General features: G+C 61.6%; 18 protein-coding genes and 1 pseudogene. 3 read left to right on the top strand and 16 right to left on the bottom strand.

What is annotated here, in order from left to right; genetic code table 11:
- Window positions 1–2: 2 nt before the first annotated feature.
- From QFZ83_RS10860 to QFZ83_RS10870, 3 genes are read right to left on the bottom strand one after another with little or no spacing between them, the layout of a single operon-like run.
- Window positions 3–545 carry an aspartyl/asparaginyl beta-hydroxylase domain-containing protein gene (locus tag QFZ83_RS10860; RefSeq protein WP_307505998.1) on the bottom strand — a complete coding sequence of 181 codons (543 nt, stop codon included), beginning with the start codon at window positions 543–545 and terminating at the stop codon, window positions 3–5.
- Window positions 542–925, bottom strand: a complete 384-nt coding sequence (locus tag QFZ83_RS10865) for a cupin domain-containing protein (protein WP_307506001.1) — start codon at window positions 923–925, stop codon at window positions 542–544. Before QFZ83_RS10865 ends, QFZ83_RS10860 begins: the two co-directional genes overlap by 4 nt.
- On the bottom strand, window positions 922–1,185 hold the full coding sequence (locus QFZ83_RS10870; protein WP_307506004.1) for an AlpA family transcriptional regulator: 264 nt from the start codon (window positions 1,183–1,185) through the stop codon (window positions 922–924). The genes QFZ83_RS10865 and QFZ83_RS10870 overlap by 4 nt, the downstream gene beginning before the upstream one ends.
- Before the next feature lie 361 nt (window positions 1,186–1,546).
- Here QFZ83_RS10870 and QFZ83_RS10875 point away from each other — a divergent pair.
- Window positions 1,547–2,688: pseudogene (locus QFZ83_RS10875) on the top strand (IS3 family transposase); the annotation flags it as partial.
- A 46-nt stretch (window positions 2,689–2,734) separates the two neighbouring features.
- Here QFZ83_RS10875 and QFZ83_RS10880 read toward each other — a convergent pair.
- The 9 genes from QFZ83_RS10880 to QFZ83_RS10920 all read right to left on the bottom strand — a co-directional run bounded on the left by QFZ83_RS10880 (window position 2,735) and on the right by QFZ83_RS10920 (window position 8,686).
- Entirely contained in the window at window positions 2,735–3,205 is a 471-nt protein-coding gene (locus QFZ83_RS10880; RefSeq protein ID WP_307506007.1) for a hypothetical protein, read from the bottom strand.
- A gap of 229 nt (window positions 3,206–3,434) precedes the next feature.
- Entirely contained in the window at window positions 3,435–4,961 is a 1,527-nt protein-coding gene (locus QFZ83_RS10885) for a YfjI family protein (RefSeq protein ID WP_307506010.1), read from the bottom strand.
- Window positions 4,958–5,914, bottom strand: coding sequence for a toprim domain-containing protein (locus QFZ83_RS10890; RefSeq protein ID WP_307506013.1), 957 nt, complete (start codon window positions 5,912–5,914; stop codon window positions 4,958–4,960). Before QFZ83_RS10890 ends, QFZ83_RS10885 begins: the two co-directional genes overlap by 4 nt.
- Complete coding sequence (locus QFZ83_RS10895; RefSeq protein WP_307506017.1) at window positions 5,911–6,207, bottom strand: hypothetical protein; 297 nt, start codon at window positions 6,205–6,207, stop codon at window positions 5,911–5,913. The genes QFZ83_RS10890 and QFZ83_RS10895 overlap by 4 nt, the downstream gene beginning before the upstream one ends.
- A complete protein-coding gene (locus QFZ83_RS10900) occupies window positions 6,204–6,437 on the bottom strand; it encodes a hypothetical protein (protein WP_307506020.1) in 234 nt (77 codons plus the stop codon). Before QFZ83_RS10900 ends, QFZ83_RS10895 begins: the two co-directional genes overlap by 4 nt.
- Window positions 6,434–6,673 carry a hypothetical protein gene (locus QFZ83_RS10905; RefSeq protein ID WP_307506023.1) on the bottom strand — a complete coding sequence of 80 codons (240 nt, stop codon included), beginning with the start codon at window positions 6,671–6,673 and terminating at the stop codon, window positions 6,434–6,436. The genes QFZ83_RS10900 and QFZ83_RS10905 overlap by 4 nt, the downstream gene beginning before the upstream one ends.
- 80 nt (window positions 6,674–6,753) lie before the next feature.
- On the bottom strand, window positions 6,754–7,485 hold the full coding sequence (locus tag QFZ83_RS10910; RefSeq protein WP_307506026.1) for a hypothetical protein: 732 nt from the start codon (window positions 7,483–7,485) through the stop codon (window positions 6,754–6,756).
- A gap of 99 nt (window positions 7,486–7,584) precedes the next feature.
- A complete protein-coding gene (locus QFZ83_RS10915) occupies window positions 7,585–8,001 on the bottom strand; it encodes a hypothetical protein (protein ID WP_307506028.1) in 417 nt (138 codons plus the stop codon).
- Window positions 7,994–8,686, bottom strand: a complete 693-nt coding sequence (locus QFZ83_RS10920; protein ID WP_307506030.1) for a hypothetical protein — start codon at window positions 8,684–8,686, stop codon at window positions 7,994–7,996. The genes QFZ83_RS10915 and QFZ83_RS10920 overlap by 8 nt, the downstream gene beginning before the upstream one ends.
- 492 nt (window positions 8,687–9,178) lie before the next feature.
- On the opposite strand from QFZ83_RS10920, the gene QFZ83_RS10925 reads away from it, so the two are divergent.
- A complete protein-coding gene (locus QFZ83_RS10925; RefSeq protein WP_307506031.1) occupies window positions 9,179–9,661 on the top strand; it encodes a GIY-YIG nuclease family protein in 483 nt (160 codons plus the stop codon).
- Window positions 9,662–9,818: 157 nt separating this feature from the next.
- Here the strand turns inward: QFZ83_RS10925 and QFZ83_RS10930 are convergent, their stop codons facing one another.
- From QFZ83_RS10930 to gspD, 4 genes are all read right to left on the bottom strand, one after another.
- Entirely contained in the window at window positions 9,819–11,162 is a 1,344-nt protein-coding gene (locus QFZ83_RS10930) for an integrase family protein (RefSeq protein WP_307506034.1), read from the bottom strand.
- Window positions 11,163–11,543: 381 nt separating this feature from the next.
- Window positions 11,544–13,265: an ATP-dependent DNA helicase RecQ gene (locus tag QFZ83_RS10935; protein ID WP_307506037.1), complete on the bottom strand. Its 1,722-nt coding sequence runs from the start codon at window positions 13,263–13,265 to the stop codon at window positions 11,544–11,546.
- On the bottom strand, window positions 13,265–13,591 hold the full coding sequence (locus tag QFZ83_RS10940; RefSeq protein ID WP_307506039.1) for a hypothetical protein: 327 nt from the start codon (window positions 13,589–13,591) through the stop codon (window positions 13,265–13,267). Before QFZ83_RS10940 ends, QFZ83_RS10935 begins: the two co-directional genes overlap by 1 nt.
- 330 nt (window positions 13,592–13,921) lie before the next feature.
- Window positions 13,922–16,450, bottom strand: coding sequence for a type II secretion system secretin GspD (gene gspD, locus QFZ83_RS10945; protein WP_307506042.1), 2,529 nt, complete (start codon window positions 16,448–16,450; stop codon window positions 13,922–13,924).
- Between the two features lie 908 nt (window positions 16,451–17,358).
- Between gspD and QFZ83_RS10950 the strand changes: the two genes are divergently transcribed.
- Window positions 17,359–18,705, top strand: coding sequence for a hypothetical protein (locus tag QFZ83_RS10950; protein WP_307506046.1), 1,347 nt, complete (start codon window positions 17,359–17,361; stop codon window positions 18,703–18,705).
- Window positions 18,706–18,830: the final 125 nt, after the last annotated feature.

Below are 18,830 nucleotides of genomic sequence, written 5' to 3' on the forward strand. Positions count from 1 at the left end.
ATCTAGACTCCCTTATCCGTCTTGATGCAGACGATCATGGTGATTCGGTCGCTCTCACTGTCATTGGTCACCCAATGCGTGAAGGCGTTGTCGAACCAGAAAACGTCACCGGGTTTGGTGACAAGAGACTCGCCCTCGAAGTGGAAGGCTTGCCCCGGTGCGCTTTGAATTTGGATCGCGAACTTCTGGTAGTAGCGCGCGTGCCATCCCGGATCGGTGTGTGGCTTGCAAATCTGGCCGGGCTTGATGCGAGTAATGAGCACGCCGCCTAGGCGATCACCTTGCGCAGCCTGCATAAGCGGATACACAAGGTCTTTGACCGGCAGGAAATCCGAAGTCGGATACCAGACGGAATCGTGTGAGCCGTCCTCCCGCATTGTCTTGGGATCTGCGTAGCGCGCCCAGATGTCAGACAGCTCGTGGCACGGAGAATCTGGCGACTCCGTGCGGGCAGTTTGCTGGTCCCACAGTTGCGGATTCGATTGCAGCGCCCACAGCATGGGTGCAACGTTGATGCCCTGCGCAAGCAACTTGATGTGGCTCATTGCGCGCCTCCCAGCATCGCGGCGATCACTGACGGGTCTGCGGCGACCATCAGCACTTCATCAACTTGATCGGCATCCGTGCAGTCGGTCGAGTGGATGCACAGCCAAACGCAGTCCGTTAGGGCGGTCACACCGTGGTGCTTGCCGGCCTCAATGGTCATCGCGGCCGGTCCCTGAATGATTCGCTTGCTGCCATCAACCTCCAGTGAAGCTCGGCCGCTCACAAGGTACGAGAGATGGTCATAGGCGTGTTTGTGTTGCACCAGGATCTGGCCAGCATTAATGTTGGTTTCCTTGATGTAGACGTGTCCACCGAAGTGATGGGCAATGCTCTCCCCAGCGGGGAGGCTTGGAGTCGAGAGCATGGAAGCCCCGCTCATGCGCCGACCCTTTCGCGGCCTTGGCGTGCTCTGTTGATCCAGTCATTGATCTCCTGCTCAACGTAGCCCATCGCGTGAGGGCCGATCTTCACAGCGCGCGGAAAGATTCCGGCGCGTTGATAGCTGTAGATCGATGAGCGCGAAAGCCCGACGCGACGAATCACGGCGGGCAGTCGAAGGATGCTCAGCGGCTCGCCTAGCGGGTGTCGTTGGGGGTCGTTGCTGGCCGCCTCTGCACTGGTTTGGACGTCTTTGAACATAGAGTTTGATGCTCCTCTTTCGGGGCAGCAGACTCCATGCTCCTAAGGGTCGTTATCTGTCGTTACTGGTCTCGCGGGCCATCTCGATCCAAGAGGCCAAGTCATCAAGCTGGTAGCTGTATCGGCCACCGTCGAGCCCAAGTGCATAGAACATCGGTCCGTCCCCCTGCTGACGGAGAGCTTTGAAGTACCCGGGCGAGAACCCAAGGAGAAACGCGGCACCCTTTTCGTTTACCCGGAAATCGCCCGAAACGGTCAGCTTGTGGAACACAGCGGAGGCATGCAGCCGCGCGCTGGTTGAATCGCCCCGGGTTTTCTAGACACCTCTGAGCCTCAAACCTGAGGCCCAATAGGAGGTGCCATGAGTAAGCAGAGATATCCCGAAGAATTCAAGGCCGAAGCGGTCAAGCAGATCACCGAGCGCGGCCACAAGGTGGCCGATGTGTCGGCCCGGCTGGGCGTGAGTCAGCACAGTCTTTATCAATGGATCAAGGCCCAGCGCATGCCCACCGGTGATCGGCAGGCGCAGGTGTCGCAGACAGACGAACTGCGGCGGCTGAAGGCCGAGCTCAAGCGTGTGACCGAGGAGCGCGACATCCTAAAAAAGGCCGCAGCGTACTTTGCCAAGCAGTCCGGGTGAAGTACGCATTCATCGAGCGCCATGAAGGCGAGCACAGCGTTCGCAGGCTGTGCAAGGTCATGGCCGTTCACCCCAGCGGCTACTACGCCTGGAAGATCGAGCCGATGAGTTTTCGTGGCAAGGACGATCAACGTCTGCTGGGCCTTCTCAAGCACGCCTGGCTGGAGAGTGGAGGCGTCTATGGCTACCGCAAGCTGACCATGGACATGCGCGATCTGGGCGAGACATGCGGCAAGCATCGCGTGGCTCGCCTGCTCAAGCTCGAGGGGCTGCGCTCCCAGACGGGCTACCGCCGACGGCCTGGAAGTCGTGGTGGCAAGCCTGCCGTGGTCGCCCCCAATCATCTGCAGCGACGCTTCATAGTCAGCGAGCCCAACCAGTCCTGGGTCACGGACATCACCTACATCCGTACCCACGAGGGCTGGCTGTATCTGAGCGTGGTGATCGACTTGTTCTCGCGCCATGTCATCGGCTGGTCCATGGGGCACCGCATCGATACTGAATTGGCCCTCAATGCTTTGTTGATGGCTTTGTGGCGGCGCCAACCCAAAGCGACGGTCACCGTGCATTCCGACCAAGGCAGCCAGTTCACCAGCCATGACTGGCAAAGCTTCCTGCGCGATCACAACCTGGTGAGCAGCATGAGCCGGCGCGGCAACTGCCATGACAACGCAGTCGCAGAGAGCTTCTTCCAGTTACTCAAGCGAGAGCGCATTCGCCGACAAATCTATTCGACGCGCGATGAGGCCAGGGCAGATGTCTTCAACTACATCGAAATGTTCTATAACCCCAGGCGTCGCCACAACACCGCTGGCGACCTGTCGCCCGTAGAGTTCGAGCGACGCCATTTCCAACGGCTCAAAGTGTCTAGGGAATCCGGGGCGATTCAGGTCTTGGTGATCGATGCCTTCAACTGCTCATCCATAGAACCTCCGCGGGCTTGAAGGCTGGACACCGCTGCGGCAACAGAACGAGCGCGACAACGTTCTGGCCAGCCCCTGCAATCGCCGACGCGCTGCACCGACGACCACTGAGATGCGCGCATTCCATGCAGAGGCGCCGGTCATCCATCTCACGATCACGATTCACGAGGACATCTGCCAGGCGCTCGGCGTCGTCGGTTCTCATCCCTCGGTCAGAGAACAGGTTTGAGCGAGCGATCATGAGATCTATCTCGCGACCGTTCATGGCCTCGGTCTTCGGCCAGCACCAGCGATCCGGATCCTCCGAATGAAACTCCGGGTCGTTCACGACAGGGCCGAAATCCGCTGCAGGTGCCTCCCAGGCACTGACAAAACCCGCAGAAGTGGCTTTTGTCGGTTCTGCTGGGGCAGTGGAGGGGCCTGTTGTCTTTTCCTTGAGCCTCGCGAGCCAGTTCATGCGGCACCTCCATCTGACGCGGGCCGACGCTTTGGAAGCGGCGCCCAACCCACATAGAAGGGGTTCCTGCCATCCCAACGCCCGTATTGGGGAAGACCTCCAGCAGTCAACAGTTGGACCTTGCTTCCGATGGGGCAGTCCTCCATTCCCCGCCAGTAGTAGGCTGTGTCCACCGCAACGTTTTCGGCAGTGATCGTGACCTTGGCATCCTTCGCCACTGTGTTGTCGTTCATGCTGCACCTCGCACGCGTGGGTTGACGGTGTATTGCTCGCTCGGACGGCCGCCCGTCTGAACGATCTCCCGCTGCAGATAGTCGTAGTCGGTCAGGATGTCGGCTGCCTTGCGCGCTGCTTCGCTGGTGCCCAAACCCGCCCAGCATTTGCGTGCGACTTCACGCGGGGTGAAGGAAGCTCCTAGGACGCCGCTGCGGAGCTTGGTGAGCAGGGACCGAGCAGCACCGGTCTCCGGCGTAACTGCGGCGCTGTACAGCCGTTCTGCATGGGTTCGAAGATAGTCACCCCATGCGAGTGAGCGCATTAGGTGCCGATCCTCGATCACGCCGGCTTCGGGCGCATCGATCATGGCGAAGATCAACGCGAGGGCGGGGATCAGCTTCCGGTACTTCGAAAGGTGTGCGACCAGGGCAGGGTGGAGGTCGCCGCCGCGAATCTCGGTTTCGAATTCTTCGCGCCATTCGTTGAAGATGGATTGCGAGGCATCGTCAAACCGCCATACCGCGGCTTCACCATCGACCGAGATCCCCGCCAGGCGTTCGAACACGTCCCTTGCGCGCTGCTTCGCATGCGTGTCGGGCCAGACATCTACGTTCTTGAAGCTGCCGCTGACGTCGGGCCAGACTGTGAGGGCGAAGCGCTGGAGCAGTCCATCATCACCAGACCCGCCAGTCACGGCGTCGCGTACATAGCTCTGGATGCGGCCGGGCTGGATGCCGCCGAGCATTGCAAGGCACACCCGCTCGATTCGGACGGTCCCACGTCCGATCCGATCAAAGGTGTAAGACTGATTTCCATCGTATCCCTGGAGGTAGAACGCACGAGCTCCTTCTTGGCCTTCGCGGTCCATACTCTTGAGCAGTCCGTAGATTTCATCGCGGTACGCCAGGAAGCCCCATGGATTCGCACCCATCAGCTCACCGAGTTTTTCCACCGTGGCATCGTTGACGATGAATCTACGTTCGGGTGGCGAAGCTGGTAGCTCGATAGGACGGAGGAGGTCACGAGCCTTTGCCGGATCCTTGACTGCACATCCCTTGGCCTCCCTGGCGTTGGCGTCGGTCTGCATCTCCGCGACCTTCGCGTCCAGTTGCCAGGCCTCGTGCTCTGCTTCCCATACTTCTCGCGCGTCTGCTTCGAGCTTGTTCAGCGGGCGAAGCGACTCAGCGAGCGCTGGTGACTTCATTACACCGGGGCTACCGATGATCAAGCCCCAGAGATTCGGCACCACTCGCCAATCGTCCTTGGCCTTTGGTTGAACCACAGCACGGGCGCCGATCAGGCTGGAGAGGGCTGTGATCGCACCTACCGCGGCGAAATCTGCGGGAGCCTGCATCCGATGCGCGATGTCCATTACCCATTCGCGAATCTCTTCTGGGAGAAGGTCAGGATCAAACGCCGCAACAGGGGGCAGCGCTTCAGGCAGTGGAGCTGGGACGGGCCAGCCGTCCAGCGAGGGCAGGGCGCTGTTGATGGCGTCACGCACTGCTTCCAGGCGCTCGGTCGAAGCGTAGGCGTTCATGCGTGGCCGCCGATCTTGATAGCACCCGCAAGCCGGGCGAGGTCGTTGAAATCGGTGTCTTGGTCTCCGCGTTGAAGGCCGGTAAAGTCGGGAACGGCAAGCAGACCCCCAACCGCAGCAGCCGCCTGCTTGGCAGCCGCAAGACCTGGATTGCATAGATCGCCGGTCCTCGGATCCTTCGTGCGCCAATCGTCGTCAGCGGCAATCACGATGGAGAGACACGGGTACTTCGCCCTCAGTGCGCGGGCGACAGGTTCCAGATTGCCGGCGTTGAACGCCACGGCTACGGCGTCGCCTGTAGCCTCTTGCACAGTTGCCCCGGTCGCATAGCCTTCGACGACGATCAGCCGCCCGCTCGGCCGACCAATCGAGTGATAGCACCCTTTCACCCTTCCGCCCGGCAGGAAGTGCTTGTCGCCGCTCTCAGTTACGCCCTGTAGGCTGTGCAGTTTGCCGGTTGAGTCGCGCATAGGTACGTACAGCACGTTCTCGAGCCTGACCAACTCTCCGGTGTCGTGATCCAGCTTGGTCCACTGGCCGATGCGCAACCCGCACGCCTTTACTTGCTTGCGCAGTAGGTAGGGGTGGCCAGCAGCGGGGACGGCAGCAGTCCACATGGCATCGGCGCGCGCGGCAGCCTCGATCCTGCGCCGTTCGGTCTCCCGATCACGTTCAACTTGAGCCTGTTTGATGCGCGTTCGAATGCATTGCCTCTCGGCGTCGGTCATTTCGAAATCTGCCTTTGCGCACCAGCTCTGCTGGAACCCCGCGCGCCAGTCACCGAAGACGCCGGCCGGGATGCCGTCAAGGTGCAGCACGTACCAACCAGCATCGTCCTTGTTCTTACCTGTCGGGCTGAAGCGATGAAGCTTGCCGTCGTCCTGAATTTCTTCGGGTGCATGCAGGCCTGCATCAGTCATGGCTTTCCGAAATTGTTCAATCCAGTTGTTCATTTCTTCCCCGCGATCTGTTCTAGGAGCTGTTCGGCGTTGTCGAGGCTCTGCACGGGGCGCAGGTATCCCCAGCGCGTGCAGTAGTAGGGGGATTTCCCCTCGCCTGGCTGCGAACGGATCAACGAATGGCCCGCGAGGGCGTACTGCGCCGCAAGGGTTGCGAAGCGTTTTTCCTCCGCCGCTGCGTAGCAAGAGGAGGCAACAAAAGGTGGGTTGGCTACGATAGAATCCGGCACCCCTGCAAGATTCTGAATAGCCCCCTGTGCCGTCAATGGCGCCTGGGGCTTTTTCATTGCGTCCACTTCGCCACCTCCATGACCTTTTCAATCAGGCGGGCGAGCTCGAAGTAGTCGATGATCGTTTCGAGGGTCGGCACGCCATCCACGGTGCGGACCACTCTCATCGTGAGTCGGAAACCTGTCGCGATGAGCTCGGCTTCCGTGGCGCGATCCAGCGCGTCTGCGTAGGGGATCGTGAAGTCGCCCCACTGCACATGGCTGACAGGGTATTGGGACGCGCTCACGAAGGCACTCCCATAAGGCGACGAATCTCAGCGGTCGGCCAAGCCAAGCGGCCATGCATGCGGATCGGGCGAAGCGGCCCGTTTTCCAGGCACGCCCAAAGGCGAAGCGTTTGTGGCGCGCGATTCAGATGAAAGGCGGCCTCGGGCGTCGGCAGTGTCGAGCGGGTTTCATGCTCGAGTGCGACGGGTTGAATAGTCTTTGTTGCCATGTAGAAACCTCTCGGTTTGTTGAACATGGCTCATCTTTTTTTATCGACTATCCACCTCCGCAAGCGTCCCCTGTACCCCAACTTGGGGGATACCGGTTTTGGCGCTTCTAGTTGGCGCCCGCGACTTCTCCTGCTCCTCGGAGGCTCTCCCAAGCTTTCTCAAACGAACTGGCCGAAAACAGCGTCGTTTCAGTCAATGCGATTTTTTTTACTGCCGCTTTTGCTCCAGCCCCGCCCTTGGGCCTTTCCGGCAAGTTCAGCGGATCGAAGCCTTGCTCTTTGATCAACTGAAGAATCCGATTCCGTTGCGCGATTTGCTTTTGAAGCGGCTGGGTGGGCGTACTGGTCACGGGAATGGTGGCGACAGGAGGATCAGTTCGCGACCGCTCTTCAGCTGCTTCGCCGAGTGCCATCAGATATTGGTCCACCCACGAGTGATGTTTGAGCTTGCGTTGATTCGCCACTTCCAGCCATTGCCTGAGGCTGCGCGGTACACCGTCCAGGGCTACATCTTCAAATACGCGCCGCATCAACTTGAAGTCGTCCGCCTTGGGCTCGCCTTCAGTCCTGAGCATCACCGTCAGTATTTCGCTATGTTTCGGATTCAGGTTGCACAGCAGCAGGGCGGCTTCGAGTGCAGTGAGGCGCGACAACCCGAACCATTGAGTTGCTTGGAGGTCGGCGTCCCACCAAGCAACGATGTACTCCCTATTCTGCGCCTCAGTTGGATAGCCGGGCCACGGCAGATCGTCGCGTCGGCCACTTGCTTCTTCAGGTGGTGTACTGGACTTACCCGGCACCTCGCCCGAGATCTGGTGATTTTTCTTGTCGAGATTCATTGCACCCCCAAAGTGCAGCCCTGAAGGAAAAGGCCGGCGCAGTCCGTCAGGGAAACGGATGTTCGGGAGCAACCCCTAGCGCCTTCCGAAATCAACATATCACAACGGGCGAGCTGGGCGCTCCACCGCGAGTTTTTCTGCCTCTACTCCCATCGCTTCTGCGTACCTCGCAGCAAGCGCCAAATCAGTGCCGAAGATCCCGGACAGGCTATAAGACAACCCGTTAGGGCCTGAGCCGTTCTTCGGTACTCCTCTCGAGCCAATGATCATCAGCCCCGAAAACTCACCCTTGACGGCGCGCTCGTACATCAGCGCCATTTGCTCCAACAAGCCTTCTTGCCAATCTGAGCGCCGCGCATTGCAATCGTAGTTGTCGATCTTCTTGCCGGTGAACTTGAGCACATTGGTGCACTTCGGCTTGCGGCCTCTGCGGATGGCTTTGATCGGAGCCGCGGCTGCACGCACAGGGAACGGTACGACGTTGTTGGCCGCGATGACGTGGGCTGCTTTACGCATGGCTTTCTCCCGCGCTAGGGATGCACTGCATGCGCAGGAAAGACTGGAAGGCTTTGTCCTTTTGAGCCTTCAGCAGGTTTTCACGTTCTTTGGTGACGGACTGCAGCGGCGCGGAACTGATAATGCTCATGACCTGCCGCAGCGCGGTTAGCAACTTGTCAGCACCATCCTCCGACAGTTCGAACGGGTACACATCAGCACGCGGGCGATCATCCGCGGACCCAACTAACCAGAGGCTCATCACCAGATTCGATGCCGTTTCGCGGAATTCGGCTTCACTCATCGCAGCGTAGTTCGATTGCCGGGCCCGCCTGGCGTCAAGTTGCCCAGCAAGCTCTGCATTGCTGGCATCGCGGCGCTTCTTGGCTTCGCCTGCAGAAATACCGACTTGGACCGTTACTTTTTTCCCCGTCGCAGGGCGCGAGACATTCAAGTAGCCGAGATCGCGCGGCACCCGGCGCCGCCTGTCATCGCAGCGAATACCGTTGTAGAACGTTGCCGAAACCTTCGGCATGTTCGGCTGCCCGGGAAGTTGATCAGCGGCGATGAGGCCGGAAGCAATCAATGCTTCCGCCGTCCCATGAAACGTGTCGCACCATGTCGACGCCTTGCTGATGGTCACGCCCGCGAGGGTCGCGCTTTGGGTAGCCGCGACCTGCAGCTGCTTGATAATGTTAGTAGCCATGATGTGCGGTCCTTTCAGAGTTGCACGTTTTGGTTAGACGGTCCTCGGTGTGTCCAGCACCTTGGGCCGTCGCCTTTTCTGCCTCAGTATCAAACTCGTTTCGTCTAGCTTGATCGCCCTGAGGCGCAGCGTTCATTCCTTAGGCAATTTCGCCTTTTCGATCTTCTCGCGCACCCAGGGGGCGCCGCCGAGAATCTGCAGCTTTTCCTTTTGCGCCTCTGACAGCTTGATCGTCACTGGAGATGTTGCGGGAGCACCAGCTACGCGCGGCTTCCTGCCACCGCCTGGTCTTGCTCCGCCGTGCTTGGTTTCCGTGTTCATTTTTGGAATGGTACACCTAATTTGAAGTTAGGTGTACTTTTCCAAGAGGCACGAAAGTAAAGGGGTGTCAGTCAAGCTTTGGCATAGTGATGAAACCTCCAATCACTGCTGCTTCTTGCGCGCCTTGGCGTTCACCGAGAGAAGCTGGAGCCACCTCGAGCAACTAAGAAGATGAAACCCAAAAGCCTTGAATTCAACCAAGCTGCCAGCTTGGAAACCTTTGCCAAGAAGTGCGCAAAGACCTTGCTGTCTAACCCGCCCATGGAGATCGTCAAGTTCCCGCTCGACTGCTCGGCCACGAACTGGTGTCAGATAACGATCAAAGAGCTCAACGAAGGGTTCTTAGGAAAGCTTCGCAACAACGGCAATGTCTATGCGTTATTCCTTGAGGCCGAAGACCTTACGAAATGGGAACCAAGGTACGTGGGAAAGAGTGCCCGGTCCAACCTTCGCACGCGCATTTCGAACCACTTGATTGGGAAGCACGAGAAGACAGGCTCTAAGCTGGACGAGGTTCGTCAGGCAGTCCTAGCCGGGCGGAAGATCGGCATCTCGTACATCTTGGTTGAGCCCGAGGAACTACGCGGCTATGTCGAGGAAAAGCTGATTCCTCTTGTGGAGGGGTGGAACTACCACGCGGCCAAGAAGCGCTGACATCGTCATACACGGCCGCCAAGCTGGCCGTGGTTCTAGTTATCGCCGGATTCGGATGGTCCTGGGTTTCTCGAAACTGCACGCCCCCGCGACCAGCAAAACCGACGAAAGGGACTTTTGCAGGTTTTGCAGGGTTGCTGGTGAGGGTGTTTCAGATCTACGGCGTCTCCGGCCGGGTCTCTGGGGTGGCCTTCAGCAGTGCGAACTGGACGCCGGCCTGCTCCAGGATCCATGCCTCGATGCGTTCATGATGGATACGCAGCAAGTCGAGCGGTCGCACCGTGTAGTGCTTTTCTGCGGTCGCTGACGGCTTGTGGCCCATGATCTGGGCGACCACGCCGGCAGGGATTTCCAGCCACTCTGTAAGGCTCTTGAACGAGCGACGCAAGCCGTGCAGCGTGAGTCCTTCCAGGTTCGCGGCAGCGCATGCGTCGGCCATCCCACCATTCGGGTCGGAGAGGTGGGCTTTCTCCTTCACCGGACTGGCGAACACGTACTGATTGACCCGGGGGAGGGCAGATAGCAACTGCCAAACATACGGCGTCAGAGGGATCTGCCTTTCCCCCTCCACCTTGTCTCGGATGGTGATCCCCCTCCAGCGTTCATCGATGTCGGTCCATCTCAGCGCCAGTAATTCGCCGCGGCGCGACCCAATCAAGAGAAGTGTTTGCAGGTAGGCCGCGAGGGTGGGGCTTGGTAGCGCATGAACTGCTGCAAACCACGCAGGAAGCTGTTCCTTCAGGAGAACGTCCTTTTTCTTCCCCGCTTTGCCAAACGCATCGCGGGTCTTTCGGGTCTTGGCCGCGTCCATCATCACGATGGCCTTGTAGTCGGACTCTTCACTGCACCAGGTGATGAATGCTTTCAGGCAGCGCCACGCAAGCCGCCCGTACGTCTGGCGCTCTTGCCCCTGTTGCGCGGCCCATGCCTCAATCTCCGATGACGTGAGGTCAGAGAGTTTCAGGGAGAGTAGCGGATGCAGTGGGCCTGGCTTTGTCTTGCCGCTGCCTCTCGTGCCCCGCTTGCTGCTCTTCCCGCCTTCCTGGGTGAGCTTCTCGTGGTCGGCGTAGTGACGAACTCCCCACTTGGGTTTACGGGCCTGCAGATAGAGCTTCCATGCATCACCAACAGTCACCGCCTCTTTCACTGCCTGCATCGCGGCTGCAGCCTTGGCTTCTTCCCGCTGGCGGGCGAGTACGCGCGGATCGTCGCCCCCATCCATCGCCACGCGGAGCCGGAAAGCCTCAGCTCGGGCCGCATCGATCCGCCACGCTCGCACGTCGCCAATAGTGCGCCGGATGGTCTGACGATCTAGCTTGGCCTCGAACACGAACGACTTGGCCCCGTTGGCAGTGACGCGCACACGAAGGCCGGGAGCTTTGCTGTCCCTCAAGAACGCTTGCTGCTTGCCAGGAGGGCAGGCCAGCCGCTCAATTACTCCGGCGGTGAGGTCAATTGGTTCGGAGAGGTCGAGTGCTTGATTGCGCGGTGGGCGTGCCATGGTCTTCCCTGTCGTGTAGCCACCATGTAGCCGTCTGTGATGGATTTACATGAACATCCATCAACATTCAGACGGATGGGAAAACCATTACAAGAGGGGAAATGAGGCGATAGCGACGATTCTACGAACACTGACGAATATCCACGAATAATCGATTCGTCGGACTTTTAATCCGTTGGTCACTGGTTCGAATCCAGTACGTCCTACCAACAATCTCGAGGGCTAGCCGGTAAATACCGGCTAGCCCTTTTTCTTTGCCGCGCGCTCTTGTCGCGATCTATCTCACGATCCGTGGTTGGCTGAGGCATTTGGCCCAACCTCCCAGTGCAGCGCGCATGCTGGGCTGTTGGAGTGGCAGGCATCTGCCATGTACCAGGGCAATCAGCCGCGCACGCGGGCTGCCCCCGATTCACGGCGCAGACGGGTCACATAGTCCGGATGGAAGCAGCGCTGGGTCCCGTCCGCGAATCCGACGGTGATCGACGTCGCGTCCGAAGCGACGACCACGCCCAGCCCGAAGCGCCGGACACGCACCCGATCATGGGCAGCGAAAGCCGGCAGGGTGCGAACGGCAGGCTCCGCGTCGCCGTCGTCCACGAAGATCGGTTGCGCCATTTCTTTTTCATGGGCCTCGATGCGCCGGCAGTTGTCGCACGTGCCGCAGCGTTTGGGTTCCGCCGCCTGATCGAGATCGCTAAGGAGCAACTGCCACCGGCACTGGCCCGACTGCGCGTACGACACCATGCGCTCGAGCGTTTCGCGGTCCTGCTGCCGTCGGGTTTTGTAGGCATCGAGCACCGCGGAGAAGTCGACCTTGCCGGCAGCGCGCTGGCGCACCGACAGTCGCCCGCGCCGGTCGGCCTGGAGCACTTGCGCGTGCTTCAGCACCGCGATGCCCGACTGCATTCGAGTGCGCGGCCGGCCCAGCGCGTCGAGCAGGTGCGCGGCCGTCCATCCCCCGGCCTCGGGCGGCTCGGCGAGCAACTGCCGGTAGATCGCGTCCAGATCCTCCAGCTGCGGATACTTTCCGGCCAAAAAGAACTGCTGCACTGTGCGGTCCTTGGCATGGAACAGGAGCAGGCAGCGCGCCTCTTTTCCATCGCGTCCGGCGCGTCCGGCCTCCTGGTAATAGGCATGCAGGCTCGCCGGCATCTGGCAGTGCAGAACGAAGCGGATGTCGGGCTTGTCGATGCCCATGCCGAAGGCGTTGGTGGCAACCATGACGCGTACCTCGCCCGCCATGAACGCCTCCTGCGCAGCGCTGCGCTCGCGCGCGCCGAGCTTGCCGTGATAGAGCGCCACCGATTCATCGCGCACCTTCAGCGCATCGAACGCATGCTCGGCGGCCTTCACCGTGGCGGCGTAGACGATGCCGCTGCCCGGCGTTTCACGCACGAATTCGACCGTGCGGCGCAAGCGCTCCTTTTCGTTGGCGAGCTGTTCGACGGCAAAGCGCAGGTTGGCGCGGTAGGCGCCGGTATCGACCAGCCCCGAGCGTGGGATGTCCAGGAGCTTCATCACATCGGCGGCCACGTCGTCGCCCGCGGTCGCCGTCAGCGCGAGCACGGGCGGACTGCCCAAAGCCCGGATGGCGGGGCCGATCTCCAGGAATGCGGGCCGGAAGTCATGGCCCCATTGCGAGATGCAATGCGCCTCGTCGACCGCGACCAGCGCCACCGGGTGCGCGCCCAGGCGCCGCAGGAAATCCGGATCGGACAACCGCTCGGGCGTCGTCAACACGATCCGCGCAGTGCCGGCGTCGATGTCGGCTTCCGATTGCGCCAGCTCCTCGGCACCGAGCGAACTGTTGACCTGCACGGCGCGAATGCCGAGCGCTCGCAGCCTGTCGCACTGGTCTTTCATCAACGCGATGAGCGGGGAGACCACGACGGTCTGGCCTTCGAGCAGCACAGCGGGCAACTGGTAGCAGAGCGACTTGCCGGCGCCCGTGGGCATCACCGCGAGCGTGGACAGGCCAGCCAGCACGCGCTCGATCACTTCCGCCTGGCCGGCGCGCAAACGCTTGTGGCCGAAGACATCGCGCAAGGCTCGGTCCACGCGGTGCGCGGGCGGCTTTTCCCTTGGCGATTTGCCGGCGGGCATCAGGCGTTCTCGGGCTCGCCGTCTTCGTTGTCTTCGCGGTCTTCGCGGTCTTCGTTCTCCTCGGCAAGGTCCTCGACGCGGGCCGCTTCCGGATCTTCGGCGGCCGTGTCCACTTCATGCGCCGCATCCGGGATCACGCCGACGCGGTCGGGGAGGATGTCCGAATCGGTCGGCTCCTCGATCCCGGCCTCGGCCGCCGCGCGATTGCCCGTGCCTGCGGCATCGCTGCCGCTGTCGCTGGAGTCGGAGGGACCGAGGCTGTCTTCGTCGGTGCCTTTGGGTTCGATGGGAGCGCGTTCGCCGCCCAGGATGCTGCTGGTTGCCATGTGTTGGGATTCCTCGTGTTGCTGGGTGAACTTCAAAGCCCAGGCTGCAGGTTTCCTTCGTCGGGCCGTCATCCTTCATCGGCCATGCTTGGCTTGCGCTGTAGGAAGTTTGCCCGCGGCTGTTGATTCGGGGTGGGGGGCCTGCGGAGCAACTCACCAGGTGGCTTGAACTGCGCGCATGTGCTTCGTGGCGCGCGGTTGCAAGTGCCGACACGTGAAGCTGCGGAGCGCCTCGGTACGTCATCGGGTTGGGCGCGCAAAAGGAAGCGCAAGACCGCGCAGGGTGCTTCACACATATCGCGATGACGCTGAACACCTCCGCTTGCTGCCCTACGGAAGCTCCCGTCCGCTGACCGGGTCGGCGGTGGGGGGCAGGGCGCCACGCAGCGGGCTTGAGGCGAGCTTGCGGGTGTCGGCCAAAGGCTGCGGCGGCGGAATGAGCTGCGTGCCCTCCATGCGGGTGCTGCCGTTGCCGCGGTTGTTCGAGCGCTGCAGCGCCGCTTCAGGCAGCACCGGGGCGGCGTTCACGCCGCGCAGCATCACGTTGTCGGTGTTGGGCTGCACCTGCAACTGCTGGCCGCGGATCTCGTCGTAGCGGTCGTAGGCAAAGGCTTCGGTCGAAGCGCCGTCGCGCATCACCGCCGGGCGCAGGAACATCATCAGGTTGCTCTTGTTGCGCGTGCGGTTCTCGTTCTTGAACAGGTTGCCCAGCACCGGGATGTCGCCGGCCAGCGGGATCTTCTCGATGTTGTTGTTGTAGGTGTCCGACAGCAGCCCGCCCAGCATCACCAGGCCGCCGTCTTCCACCAGCACGCTCGATTCGATCGAGCGCTTGTTGGTGGTCGGACCGTTGGGGTTGGCCAGCGAGTTCTGGTCGACCGTCGAGGTCTCCTGGAAGATCGTCATGCGCACCGTGCCGTTCTCGTTGATCGTCGGGCGCACGCGCAGGGTGAGGCCCACGTCCTTGCGCTCCACGGTGGTGAACGGGTTCACGCCCACCGAGCCCGAGGTGCTCGCGTACGAGCCGGTGGGGAAGGGCACGTTCTGGCCGATGATGATCTTGGCCTCTTCGTTGTCCAGCGTCAGCAGGTTGGGCGTCGAGAGCACGTTGGCATCGCCGTCGCTGTTGAAGAAGTTGGCGATGGCGCCCAGGATGTACTGGCCGCCGATCTTGCCGGCAATGCCCAGGTTCAGCCCCGGCTGGATCGAGGAGGCCAGACCCGCGGCGTTGCGGGTGGCCAAGGCCTGCGTAAGGGCCAGGATGTTGTTCCTGTTGAGGCTGGAGTTGGTGCCGATGACCGCGTTGTTGCCCAGCGCGCTCTGCCATTGGACGCCGAAGTTCGCCGCCTTGTTGGCGCTGACCTCGACGATCAGCGCTTCGATCATCACCTGCGCGCGTCGGCCGTCGAGCTTGTCGATCACCGCGCGCATCTGCCGGTACTGCGGCTCGGGGGCCGTGATGATCAGCGAGTTGGTCGACGGGTCGGCCTGGATCTGGCCGCCGGTGGAGGGCTGGTTCGCGTTGTTGAGCGGTGCGTTGGCGGCGGCCGAGCCGCTTTGCCCGCCACCGCCCGTGCTGTTCTGCGTGACCTGCTGCGGCACGGCACTGCTGCCGTCGCCCGCGCCTGCGGTGCCTGATGGCCGGTTCGCCGCCATTGCGGCGCGCAGCGTGGCCGCGAGCCGTACCGCGTCGGCGTTCTTGAGATAGACCACATAGATGTTGCCGGCCACGCCATTGCTGCTTTCCGCGGGCGGGCGGTCGAGCTTCTCGATCAGCGTGCGCACGAGCTGCGCGCGCGCCGGGTTGGCCGCACGCATGAGCACCGAATTGCTGCGCGCATCGGCCAAGAGCGTGGTGCGAAAGGATGCGTCGGCGGCGCCCGGTGCATCGCTGACATTCGGTGCGCTCGAGGCACCGCCATCGATGAGCCGCTGCACCAGCGGAATGAGGTCGGTGGCGATCGAGTGCTTCAGCTGGATGACCTCGACATCGGAGGCATTCGGCACATCGAGCGCCGCGATGATGCGCGCGAGCCGGCGCATGTTGTCGGCGTAGTCGGTGATAACGAGCGAGTTGTTGCCCGGGCTCACGTGGATGGTGTTGTTCGGCGGAATCAGCGGGCGCAGCACCGACATCAGGGCATTGGGCGACTCGTGGTTGAGCCTGAAGATCTGGGTGACCACCTGGTTGCTGGCCGACGAAGGCACGGCACCGATGGAGGTGTTCACGGCAACGCTCTGCAGCTTGGCGTTGGCTTCGAGCACCACCTTGTAGAGGCCGTCGGCCTCCACCACCGCAAAGCCCTGCAAACGCAGCGCCGCGGCGAACTGGTCGAAGGCCGCGGCCGGCTGCACGGGGCGGTCGGTCACCAGATCCATCGTGCCCTTCACGCGCGGATCGACCACCACATTGCGCCCGGTGACAACCGCCATGGTGCGGGCCACGGCCTCGATGTCGGCGTCGGAGAAATTGAGCGTGATCGGACTGCTGCGAACAACGGGCGCTGCCGCGGCATCGGGCGGCGCGTGCGTTTCCACCGTCCGTGTCTCGGTAACGGCAGTGGCAGTGGCAGTGGCAACCGCCTGAAGCGTGACCCGCACCGAATTGCCTTGCAGCTCTGCCGTGTAAGGCACCGGCTGCCGCAGGTTCAACACCACCCGGCTGCGCTCGCCGGCCTGCACCACGTTGATCGAACGCAGGTTGGGTTGATTCACTTCGATGGCTGCGCGTCCGACATCGTTGGTGGCGCCAACGAAGTCCAGTGCGATGCGCGCAGGGCTCGCGACCGAAAAGCCGCTGGGCGCGGCGGCGGGCGGTCGTGCCAGGTCAATCTGGATCACCTCCACACCCTGTTGCATGGCGCTTGCGACCGCCTTGATCGCATTCTGCGCAGAGGCGCTGCCGACCGCGCCGGCCGCAAGCAGGCCCAGGCAGATTGCCCGGAGGAGGAATCGGAACCGTAGAGCGCCCCGTGCGCCGAGCTCTTTCACTTGCAGGCGGTTCGTCTCGGATCGAAGGGCCGAGCACCAAGGGGAATCATTGCGGCACGCAGCAGCCGAAGGGGGAAAGGGAGCATGGGGGTACGACGCCAACGGCGGTTTGAATTTCGATGTCGATCACACGCCGTTGCTGTCTCGTCGACCCTCGGGAGTCGCGTTCGCATCCATCGCCCGGCATCGCTCGCAAGAGATTCGGCTCTTGCGAGCGATGCGGACCCCATGTGTCATTCGGGAACCTTGCGCGCTGATTGTTTACTGAAACGCGCAGTTTCCATTAGCCATGAAAAATGGAATTCAGACGCTCATTTTTCGAGGCAATCACCAAGGGCGCGGAGTGCTAGGCATTCTGAAATCTCCGATTCGGAGCTGCGCCACGAGGGCGTTCAGAAGCCATGCGCACGGCGTGAGAGAACAATGGCATTCCACTGAAAAATGAGTGAGTGCATCTCGATTTTCGATGCAGTCAAAAAACTAAGATGAAGTCTCGGGTGTCCCACTTCGTCGATGCCTGAATGGTGAATGAAGCGCCTTGTCAGGCACAAGTTTTAGTTCGGGTTGGGACTGCTGCGCCAGTAATTCCATTTTTGTCGGACTTCACTTAAGCGCAGGCCATAACTTGTCGCATGGCGAGTTCGAAGCGACGCTCCGCGTCACTTTCCGGGCTCGATCGGCGTGTTCTTCCCAGCGGGGAACCGAGGCATGAATCGTGCGCCTCATGGCGCAGCTTGCGAGTGGATCGGGGCCTGGCCTGCGGCATGCCCTTGGCCATGCGCGACGACAGCAATCCCCGCATGAGAAGTGCGCAACGCGCGTGGCGGCTGGTCTTTTTCAATCTTAAAAAAATACTCATGATGATGTTTCCCCGAGGATGCGTTTGTGCACTGATGCTTTCGGTGCTCCTGTCTGGCTGCGGCGGTGGAGGTGGCGGCAACCAGGGCAGTGGCCTGGCCGGCCTGTTCGGTCTGGGCAATGGCAGTCAAGGCAGCAGTGGCACCGGCCAAGGTAGCGGTGGCACAGGTGGGACGAGCGGTACGGGGGGCACGAGCGGCGGCACAGATGGAGGCACTTCGTCCGTCGCAGCGACCACCGCACTGGTGACCAAGCTGGGCAAGCCCGCGCGGGTGCTGTTCGGGCTCGGCTTGGGCGAGATGGATCAGATGAAAAGCCAGAACATTCGCCCGGACATCATCGACACCTACCTCGTGGGCACCGGTGAAAAAACCTGGCCCAGCTGGAACAGTCCCGACGGCGCGTTCATCACATACACCGCGCAAACCAACCAGGCCTACGGCGCGATTTCCATGTTCACGCTCTACCAGATGCAGGGCGATCTGAGCCGCATCAACGACGCGGCCTTCATGAGCAAATACTGGAGCCAGACGCGGCTGATGTACCAACTCATCGCGGATCTGCGCGGGCCCGTCCTGATCAACCTGGAGCCGGACTTCTGGGGATTCCTTGCGGCCAAGAGGTCCGATCACGATGCGACGCAAGTTCCAGCCCGCGTGAGCAACCAGCCTGAATGCGCCGGGTTGCCGGACACCGCCGCGGGTTTCGGCCAATGCCTCGTGCAGATGGGCAGGCAGATCGCGCCCAAGGCGCTGGTGGGGTTCCCGCCCTCCTTCTGGAGCGGCACCGCTGCCGAGATCGGTGCGCAGATGCGCGCGGTCGGAGCGGACAAGGCGGACTTCATCGTCGCGCAGACCAGCGACCGCGACGCGGGCTGCTGGGAAGTCACACCGCGGCCCGAAGAATGCAAGGACCGAACCGGAACGTTCTATTGGGACGCAAGCAACAAGACCAGCCCGAATTTCCACGACTCGCAGAAGCAGATTTCGGATTACCGCGCAGCCCTGGGCAACGGACTCCCGATCCTGTGGTGGCAGACGCCGATGGGCGTGCCGTCCGATACGCCTGGCGGCACCGACCTGCACTACCGCGACAACCATGTCGACTACATGCTGCGCAACGCCCAGGAGTACGGAGACATCCACACCTTCGCCATCGTCTTCAGCCCAGGTGGCAAAGTGCAGACCTCGCTCGCCACCGATGGCGGCCAGTTCGCCCGCCTCTCGGGCCAGTACCTGGCGCGAGGCGGTGCGGCCCTGAAGTAGCGATCGCACGCCGCAATCGCACGTGATCCGGCTGCGACGTCTTCTTGGATGAACGCCAGGATTCACCCGCCTCGCGAGCCGAAAAGCCTTCAAGGCGGCTCGTGGCTCATCAATGAAATCGACGC

The sequence above is a fragment of the Variovorax sp. W1I1 genome, from assembly GCF_030815625.1.
GTDB classification, from domain to species: domain Bacteria; phylum Pseudomonadota; class Gammaproteobacteria; order Burkholderiales; family Burkholderiaceae_C; genus Variovorax; species Variovorax paradoxus_C.

Excerpts from the sequence above, each read along its gene's own strand:
- QFZ83_RS10860 (WP_307505998.1), bottom strand. The coding sequence starts at position 545 with ATGAGCCACATCAAGTTGCTTGCGCAGGGCATCAACGTTGCACCCATG.
- QFZ83_RS10865 (WP_307506001.1), bottom strand. The coding sequence starts at position 925 with ATGAGCGGGGCTTCCATGCTCTCGACTCCAAGCCTCCCCGCTGGGGAG.
- QFZ83_RS10870 (WP_307506004.1), bottom strand. The coding sequence starts at position 1,185 with ATGTTCAAAGACGTCCAAACCAGTGCAGAGGCGGCCAGCAACGACCCC.
- QFZ83_RS10880 (WP_307506007.1), bottom strand. The coding sequence starts at position 3,205 with ATGAACTGGCTCGCGAGGCTCAAGGAAAAGACAACAGGCCCCTCCACT.
- QFZ83_RS10885 (WP_307506010.1), bottom strand. The coding sequence starts at position 4,961 with ATGAACGCCTACGCTTCGACCGAGCGCCTGGAAGCAGTGCGTGACGCC.
- QFZ83_RS10890 (WP_307506013.1), bottom strand. The coding sequence starts at position 5,914 with ATGAACAACTGGATTGAACAATTTCGGAAAGCCATGACTGATGCAGGC.
- QFZ83_RS10895 (WP_307506017.1), bottom strand. The coding sequence starts at position 6,207 with ATGAAAAAGCCCCAGGCGCCATTGACGGCACAGGGGGCTATTCAGAAT.
- QFZ83_RS10905 (WP_307506023.1), bottom strand. The coding sequence starts at position 6,673 with ATGTTCAACAAACCGAGAGGTTTCTACATGGCAACAAAGACTATTCAA.
- QFZ83_RS10910 (WP_307506026.1), bottom strand. The coding sequence starts at position 7,485 with ATGAATCTCGACAAGAAAAATCACCAGATCTCGGGCGAGGTGCCGGGT.
- QFZ83_RS10915 (WP_307506028.1), bottom strand. The coding sequence starts at position 8,001 with ATGCGTAAAGCAGCCCACGTCATCGCGGCCAACAACGTCGTACCGTTC.
- QFZ83_RS10920 (WP_307506030.1), bottom strand. The coding sequence starts at position 8,686 with ATGGCTACTAACATTATCAAGCAGCTGCAGGTCGCGGCTACCCAAAGC.
- QFZ83_RS10925 (WP_307506031.1), top strand. The coding sequence starts at position 9,179 with ATGAAACCCAAAAGCCTTGAATTCAACCAAGCTGCCAGCTTGGAAACC.
- QFZ83_RS10930 (WP_307506034.1), bottom strand. The coding sequence starts at position 11,162 with ATGGCACGCCCACCGCGCAATCAAGCACTCGACCTCTCCGAACCAATT.
- QFZ83_RS10935 (WP_307506037.1), bottom strand. The coding sequence starts at position 13,265 with ATGCCCGCCGGCAAATCGCCAAGGGAAAAGCCGCCCGCGCACCGCGTG.
- QFZ83_RS10940 (WP_307506039.1), bottom strand. The coding sequence starts at position 13,591 with ATGGCAACCAGCAGCATCCTGGGCGGCGAACGCGCTCCCATCGAACCC.
- gspD (WP_307506042.1), bottom strand. The coding sequence starts at position 16,450 with ATGCAACAGGGTGTGGAGGTGATCCAGATTGACCTGGCACGACCGCCC.
- QFZ83_RS10950 (WP_307506046.1), top strand. The coding sequence starts at position 17,359 with ATGCGCGACGACAGCAATCCCCGCATGAGAAGTGCGCAACGCGCGTGG.